Below are 7,163 nucleotides of genomic sequence, written 5' to 3'. Positions count from 1 at the left end.
TGCAACGAAGGCGGCGATATCTTTCGCTTCGTGATGAAAAAAGAAGGCGTCGATTTCCCTGAAGCCCTGCGGATCCTGGCCGCACGCGCCGGCGTGGAACTGCATCCCCGCACACCGGAGGATCTGCGGGCGGAGGAGGAACACGCCCGCCTGCGCACCCTGCTTGAGCTGGCGGAGACGTTTTTCCGCAATGCTTTGCTGAACACTCCCGAGGGCGCCAAGGTGTTGGAATACCTGCGGCGCCGCGGGCTTTCGGATTCCACGTTGGAATCCTTCGGAGTGGGCTTGGCGCCCGCCGGCTGGGAGGCCGGCATCGCCTTCTTCCGCTCCAAGGGATACAGCGACTCGGATCTGGTGGACGCAGGCCTGGCGGTGCAGACCGACTCCGGCGGATTGCGCGACCGCTTCCGCAACCGGATCACAATCCCGATCCGCAATTCCGCCGGGAAGCCGTGCGGGTTCGGGGCGCGGATCGTGGACCCGAACGATGTGCCGAAATTCCTGAATTCCCCACAAACCGCGCTGTTCGACAAGGGCCGGCTGCTCTACGGGCTGGAACGAGCCGGACGCGCCATCCGCGCCGCCGGGGAAGCGGTGATCGTCGAAGGCTACATGGACGTGATGGCCGTGCACCAGGCCGGTTGTGAAAATGTCGTTTCGCCGATGGGAACCGCGCTGACCGAAGCCCAGCTGCGGATGCTCAAGCGCTATGCCAAGCGGATCGTGCTGGCGCTGGATCCGGATTCGGCCGGCGACGCGGCCACCATGCGCGGGTTGGAACTGGCGCGCGAGGCGCTCGACCGGGAGGGCGAGGCGGTGTTCGACGCCCGCGGCCTGGTCCGCTACGAAAGCCGCCTGCGGGCGGATCTGCGCGTGGCGTCGCTCCCGGAGGGCAAGGATCCGGACGAGGTCGTCCGGGATTCGCCGGAGGAATGGCGCCGCCTCGTCGCCGAAGCCCCGCCCGTCGTCCTGCATGTTCTGCAAACCCTGACCCGCGGCCAAAACCTGGAAGATCCGAAGGTGAAGGCGATGATCGCGGCGCGGATGCTGCCGCTGATCGAAGACGTGGGCGACAAGGTCGAGCGGGAAGCCTACCGCCAGCAGGTGGCGCGGACCCTGCGGGTGGACGAAGGGGCGCTCGCGGGCTCCGCGGCCGCGCGCCCGCGCCGGCGGATTCCGCGGACGCGGGCAGGCGCCGTTCCGCCCGCCCCGGCGCCCGCCGCCGGAAAACGGCCGGAACTTCACGAATCCTACAACCTCGGCCTGCTGGCCAAGGCGCCGGATTTGCTTTTCCGAATCGACAGGTCCTTCGGCGAGATGAAACTGGATCGAATCGGCGCCGAGGATTTCACCAACCCGGTCCAGGCCGCACTCATTGAATTGCTCCGCGGCGCGATGCTTGAGGAGGACCCTCAAGCGTTTCTCGAATCGCGCAGCGGCGAAGGTTTGGGGGAATCCCTTGCGGCGGCAAAAGAATCCTTCCTGAAGTATCATGGGGATGACTCTCCCACTTTCGAGGAGGCGCTGGAGGCCGCGCTGCGGCTGCGCCAGCGGACTTTCGAACGGCAGTTGGCCGATTTGCGGTTCCATCTGATGGATTTGGAGCAAAATCCTCCGGAACCAACGGAGGAACCGGAAACCCGCGAAGCCCGGCGGGAAGCCCTGGAGCGCATCAAGCGGATCAGCGATTCGCTCCGCGGCATCGACCGGGCTTTGTCGGAAAGCGCGCGCGGCGGATCCGTGCGCACTCCCATTCCCCGGGCCCCGGGCAGCGAGGGTGGTTAATGCCGAAACGGAAAACGAAAACGCCCCACAAGGAGCTGGAGGATTTGGATCCGGCGGAGATCGACTCGGAAGACATCGCCGCCGACGAGGAGTCCGAACTCGAGGAGCAGCCTTACGGCGACGAGGATGCCGCCGCCGAATCCGCCGAGGGGGAGGTCAGTGAGGAAGACCTGGAGACGCTCGAGGAGGAAGGCCTGGGCGGGGAGTTGGAGGGCGAGGAAATCCTCGAAGGCCTGGAATTGACCGACGATCCCGTGCGGATGTACCTGCGCGAAATCGGACAGGTCAACCTGCTCAGTCCTGATCAGGAAACCTGGCTGGCGGTACAAATCCTCGCGCACCGCCACATCGTCGCGGTGCGCGAGCGGGTGACGGCGATCCGCAAGGCGGGGCCCCGCATCACCGGCGCCGGCCAAGCGTACCTGGAGATGTATCACGACCTGTGCGACGATTGGAAGCATCTGCGCGAAACCGTCAAGCGTCTCGGCCAGCCGATGCCGGATCTGGGAAAGCTGCTGCAGGAGGCGCGGGCGTTGCGTTCCTCGTGGCAGGAAAGCGGTCCCTCCTACTTGCGGACATGGCTGGAGCGCGGACCGTGGGGGCGGGACCCGGCCTGGAACAAGGTGGCGCGCAACGCCTTCGACGTTTTTGTGGTCCTCTACGCGCTGCCGGTGCAAACCCAGGCCAAGCTGGCCGCCTATCTGCGCACACACAAAACCCCCGCCCCCCGGCGTTCCTTCCAGGGTTGGCTGCCCTCGTCGGCGGTCATCGAATCCGAATTGCGCACCGTCGACGACCGGATGCAGGAGGCCCACAAGGCGCTGATCCGGGCGAACTTGCGGCTGGTGGTGAGCGTCGCCAAGCGCTACATCGGCCGCGGCATCGCGTTTTTGGATCTGGTCCAGGAGGGCAACCTCGGCCTGCTGCGGGCGGTGGAGAAGTTCGATCCGATCCTCGGTTTCAAATTCAGCACGTACGCGACGTGGTGGATCCGCCAGGCGATCAGCCGGGCGATCGCCGACCAAGCCCGGACCATCCGCATCCCGGTCCACATGGTGGAAACCATCAATCGCCTGACCCGGGCTCAGCGGCACCTGGTTCAGGAGTTGGAACGCGAGCCGACCAGCGAGGAGCTGGCGGTCGAGATGGACCTGATCGAGCCGACCGACACCGCGGAACTCCTGCGCCTGCGCGCGGCGCAGGAACCCCTGCCCGCGCCGCTCGAGCTGAAGGTTCAACGCGCGGTGGAACGGGTCGAGCGGATCCTGCGCCTGGCCCAGGAGCCGATGTCGCTCGAAACCCCGGTCGGCTCGGAGGAAAGCAGCATTCTGGGGGATTTCATCGAAGACGAAAACGTGGTCACCCCGCTCGACGCCGCCTCGCGCGAACTCCTGCGCGACCAGATCCGCAACGCGCTCCTGTATTTGAACGAACGCGAACGGCAGGTCCTGGAGCTGCGCTTCGGCCTGCTCGACGGACGGGACCATACGCTGGAAGAAGTCGGCCAGCGGCTGGGAGTCACCCGCGAGCGGGTGCGCCAGATCGAAGCCAAAGCGCTGCGCAAGCTGCGCCATCCGCGCAGCAGCCGCTCGCTGCGGGATTATTTAGGATAGATTTGCCGGTCGCTTTGGGGTTTTCCACAAAGCGGGAGGGAGGTTGCTTGGGATGGATGCCTGGCGGTTGTGTGAACGTCATCCCGGCGCCCGCCCTCGCGCAGCGGGGGTTTTCGTGGCCGGGAATCCGGCTCTCGATCACCGGATGCCGGTTTTGAACGCCCGGCTGCATGGTCAATCGGCCCCCCTTCCCGCAGCGAATATCGCGTCGAATGCAGACCTTCCCGGACGGGTCGGTCTGGAGGCGCAGGGTCCGCCCCGGGCGCTCGTCCCGGATTTTTCTCGGGATGGCGGGTCGGGAATGACGTCCGATCCATTTTGATCAGCCCGGGATCGAAGAGGCGAGTGTGAATTGCAATCTAGCCCGCTCCAAAAGAACGCCTTCCTCCAAACCCGCATACGGAACGGGTGAGTGAATCGGGATCAACCGAGAAAAGCCGGCCCCAGAGAAAAGAAGGAGTCCGCCATGACCGAAACCGTAGAAATCGCCCCCGGAATTCACTGGATCGGGGTCAACGACCGGACGACCGACCTCTTCGAGGGGATGTGGCCGATCTCCGGAGAGGGGGTCTCATACAATGCCTACCTGATCCGGGATGGCAAGCCGGCGCTGATCGATCTGGTGAAGGCGCTCAAGGGCGAAGATTTTCTGAGGCGGATTCAAGGCTTGGTCGATGTTTCCAAGCTCGAGTACATCGTCATCAACCACATGGAGCCGGATCACACCGGCGTGCTTAAGACAATCGCCGCCGCCGCGCCGGGCGCGGTGTTGATTTGCACCGAGAAGGCGCGCGGGATGTTGAAGTCTTTCTACGGCATCACCGAACGGATCCACACGGTGAAGGACGGGGAGACGATCCCCCTGGGAACCCACACCCTGACCTTTTACGAAACCCCGTTGGTCCACTGGCCGGAAACGATGATGACCTGGGCAACGCCGGGGAACGTCCTGTTTTCCTGCGACGGATTCGGAGGGTTCGGGGCGCTCGACGGCGCGGTTTTCGACGACGAATACGATTCGGTGGAATATTATGAGCGCGAGGCCGAGCGCTACTTTGCCAACATCGTCGCCAAATTCAGCCGGATGGTCCTGCGGGCGATCGACAAGCTGGCCGCGTTGCCGGTTGCGATCGTCGCCCCGTCGCACGGGCTGATCTGGCGCAAGCGGCCGGAAAGGATCATCGAGCTCTACAAACGCTGGTGCGGATACGCGATCGACAGTCCCCGGCCGGAGGTCACGCTGATGTACGCCACGATGTACGGCGCGACCGAGGCGATGATGAACGCCGTCGCGCGCGGGATCGCCGGCGCGAGCGTGCCGGTGAGGGTGTTCGACGTAGCCCACACCAACATCAGCTACATCCTGCCGGCGCTCTACGCCGGACGCGGCGTGGTGGTCGGCGCGCCGACCTACGAAGGCCAGTTGTTGCCGATCATGTCCGCCGCGCTGGCGGTGGTCGAGGCCAAGCATCTCGCCGGACGCAAGGCGGCCTACTTCGGCAGCTACGGGTGGAGCGGCGGCGGGCAGGCGGGATTCAAAAAGACCGCCGAGGCGCTGCAATGGGAGATCCTCGACAGTCTCCCCTTCCCCGGCAATCCGACTCCCGAGACCCTGGCCGCGGGCGAGGCGTTCGGGGTAAAATTCGCGCGGGCGGTGCAAAACACCTCCCAGGAGAAGACGGCCGATGGATAAATGGGAATGCACGGCGTGCGGCTACATCTACGATCCGCAGAAGGGCGATCCGGAACACGGGATCGCGCCGGGCACGGCCTTCGAGGATATCCCCGATACGTGGGTCTGCCCGGAATGCGGCGTGGACAAAAGCATGTTCCAAAAAATAACCTGATTCCCCGGAAATGACCCGCTTTGTGATCGTCGGCGGCGGCGTCGCCGGAACCACGGCCGCGCGGAATTTGCGCGGTCTGGATCCGTCCGCCGCCGTTGCGATTCTCGGCGACGAGCCGTATCCGTATTATTATCGCCCCAGGCTGTGGGAGTTGATCGCCGGGAGAATCGAGCGGAGGGCGTTGTATTTCCGCGAAGCGGATTGGTACGCCGCGCAGGGGATCGACCTCCGGTTGAACGCGTCCGTCGCCGAAATCCAAGCGGAGGCGCATACGGTCAAACTGACCACGGGGGAGACGCTTCCATTCGACCGGTTGCTGATCGCCGCCGGCGCCGACAGTTACCTGCCCGGAATACCGGGGGTGGATTTGCCGGGGGTCTACACGCTCCGCACCATTCGGGACGCCGAGGCGATCCGCGCCCGGGCGGCGGAGAGCCGGCGGGCGGTCGTCGTCGGCGGCGGACTGCTCGGGCTGGAGACGGCCGACTCGCTGCGCGGGTGCGGATTGGAGGTCAGCGTGGTGGAAATATTGCCGCACCTCCTCCCGCGGCAGCTGGACCGCGAAGGCGGCGATTTCCTGCAGGCGCTTTTAGAATCCGCGGGGTTGAAATTCCGCACCGGGGTGAAAACGGCCGCCGTTACCGGCGACGGATCCGCGGCTGGGATCCGCCTGGAAGACGGCGGTGAAATCGGCGGGGAATTGGTCCTGTTCTCGACCGGCGTCGTCCCGCGCACCGAACTCGCCCGCGCCGCGGGAATCGCGGTGCACAGCGGGATCGCCGTCGATGCGGCGATGCAAACCAGCGCGGCGGACATCTTTGCGGCGGGGGATTGCGCGGAGGTCGACGGGCGCACGTACGGCTTGATCCCGCCCGCGATCGAACAAGCCCGCGCCGCGTCGCAGAACATGGCCGGCGGCACGCCGGCCAAATATCACGGCACCCTGCCGGCGGCAACGCTCAAGCTCATGGGAATGGATCTAACCAGCCTGGGGGAGGCGACGGCCGAGGATCCGTCGCTGGCGGTGTACCGGGTGCGGGAGGAAAGTGCGCGCTGCTATAAAAAAATCGCCGTGCGGAACGGAGTGATCGTCGGCGCAATCCTGCTGAACGATGCCACGAGCGTGCCATGGATCAAACAGCTGATCGCCGCGCGGCGCGACGTTTCGCAGGTGGAAGATCGGCTGCTGGACCGCGCGTTCGACCTGAAGGGATTTGCGGAAGGCAAGCCGGTCGAGCCCGCCCCGGACGGCCCGCCGGGTGGGCCGGGGTAAGGCGCCGGTGTATCGCGCACGTATCGATACGCCAAGAATTTATGAAAATCATCCAGGAAATTATTATTGTAAAGAAAATTGTTCGCCAATAATAATCGGAGGGGCATGAAATACATTTTCGTGAAATCTCAATTTCAAGGATTCGTTTCCGTCTTTGTTGCGCTATTTCTTGCTATTCTGAGCAGCTCGTGTAATTCCACCTCTACGGCAAATATAACTCCCTCGCCAAAACTGGCCGGATTTGTTACCTCCATACGCACTCATTCATATACCCCTACTTCCTTTTTATCCCCAACTCCAACATCTTCGCCGACGTCGACTCCCATTACCTACAATTGGGAAACCCACGGCCCTTGGGGCGGACCCGTCTCCGCTTTGGCTATTGACCCGAGCAATTCATCCAATCTGTATGCAAGCGCATATACCGGTACATATACCGGTTTTTATAGAAGTAAGGATGGCGGAAAATCTTGGAAGGAAAGCAATGCCGGTCTTAAGGAAGATACCGGCATCGATGTCTTGGCAATCGATCCAAAAACAACATCCACCCTGTATGCTGGAACACCCGGCGGGGTGGGAAAGAGCACCGACAGCGGGGAAAATTGGTATTTTTCAAGGGATCCCTCGATGCAGTTTATCACCGAC

General features: G+C 63.8%; 6 protein-coding genes. All 6 read left to right on the top strand.

Annotated elements, in window-relative coordinates:
• The coding region (gene dnaG, locus JW929_10340) for a DNA primase (GenBank protein MBN1439797.1) at window positions 1–1,785 on the top strand (1,785 nt) is incomplete at its 5' end.
• A complete protein-coding gene (locus tag JW929_10335) occupies window positions 1,785–3,398 on the top strand; it encodes a sigma-70 family RNA polymerase sigma factor (GenBank protein ID MBN1439796.1) in 1,614 nt (537 codons plus the stop codon). The genes dnaG and JW929_10335, both read left to right, overlap by 1 nt.
• A 466-nt stretch (window positions 3,399–3,864) precedes the next feature.
• On the top strand, window positions 3,865–5,091 hold the full coding sequence (locus tag JW929_10330; GenBank protein ID MBN1439795.1) for an FprA family A-type flavoprotein: 1,227 nt from the start codon (window positions 3,865–3,867) through the stop codon (window positions 5,089–5,091).
• The gene (locus JW929_10325; protein MBN1439794.1) at window positions 5,084–5,245 is read left to right on the top strand and encodes a rubredoxin; all 162 of its coding nucleotides are present in this window, start codon (window positions 5,084–5,086) and stop codon (window positions 5,243–5,245) included. Before JW929_10330 ends, JW929_10325 begins: the two co-directional genes overlap by 8 nt.
• Before the next feature lie 10 nt (window positions 5,246–5,255).
• Entirely contained in the window at window positions 5,256–6,518 is a 1,263-nt protein-coding gene (locus JW929_10320) for an NAD(P)/FAD-dependent oxidoreductase (protein MBN1439793.1), read from the top strand.
• Window positions 6,519–6,623: 105 nt separating this feature from the next.
• The coding region (locus JW929_10315) for a hypothetical protein (protein ID MBN1439792.1) at window positions 6,624–7,163 on the top strand (540 nt) is incomplete at its 3' end.

The organism is Anaerolineales bacterium, assembly GCA_016928575.1.
Taxonomy (GTDB): Bacteria; Chloroflexota; Anaerolineae; order Anaerolineales; family RBG-16-64-43; genus JAFGKK01.
This window is presented reverse-complemented; position numbering and strand designations above follow the sequence as displayed.

Excerpts from the sequence above, each read along its gene's own strand:
- JW929_10330 (MBN1439795.1), top strand. The coding sequence starts at position 3,865 with ATGACCGAAACCGTAGAAATCGCCCCCGGAATTCACTGGATCGGGGTC.
- JW929_10325 (MBN1439794.1), top strand. The coding sequence starts at position 5,084 with ATGGATAAATGGGAATGCACGGCGTGCGGCTACATCTACGATCCGCAG.
- JW929_10335 (MBN1439796.1), top strand. The coding sequence starts at position 1,785 with ATGCCGAAACGGAAAACGAAAACGCCCCACAAGGAGCTGGAGGATTTG.
- JW929_10320 (MBN1439793.1), top strand. The coding sequence starts at position 5,256 with ATGACCCGCTTTGTGATCGTCGGCGGCGGCGTCGCCGGAACCACGGCC.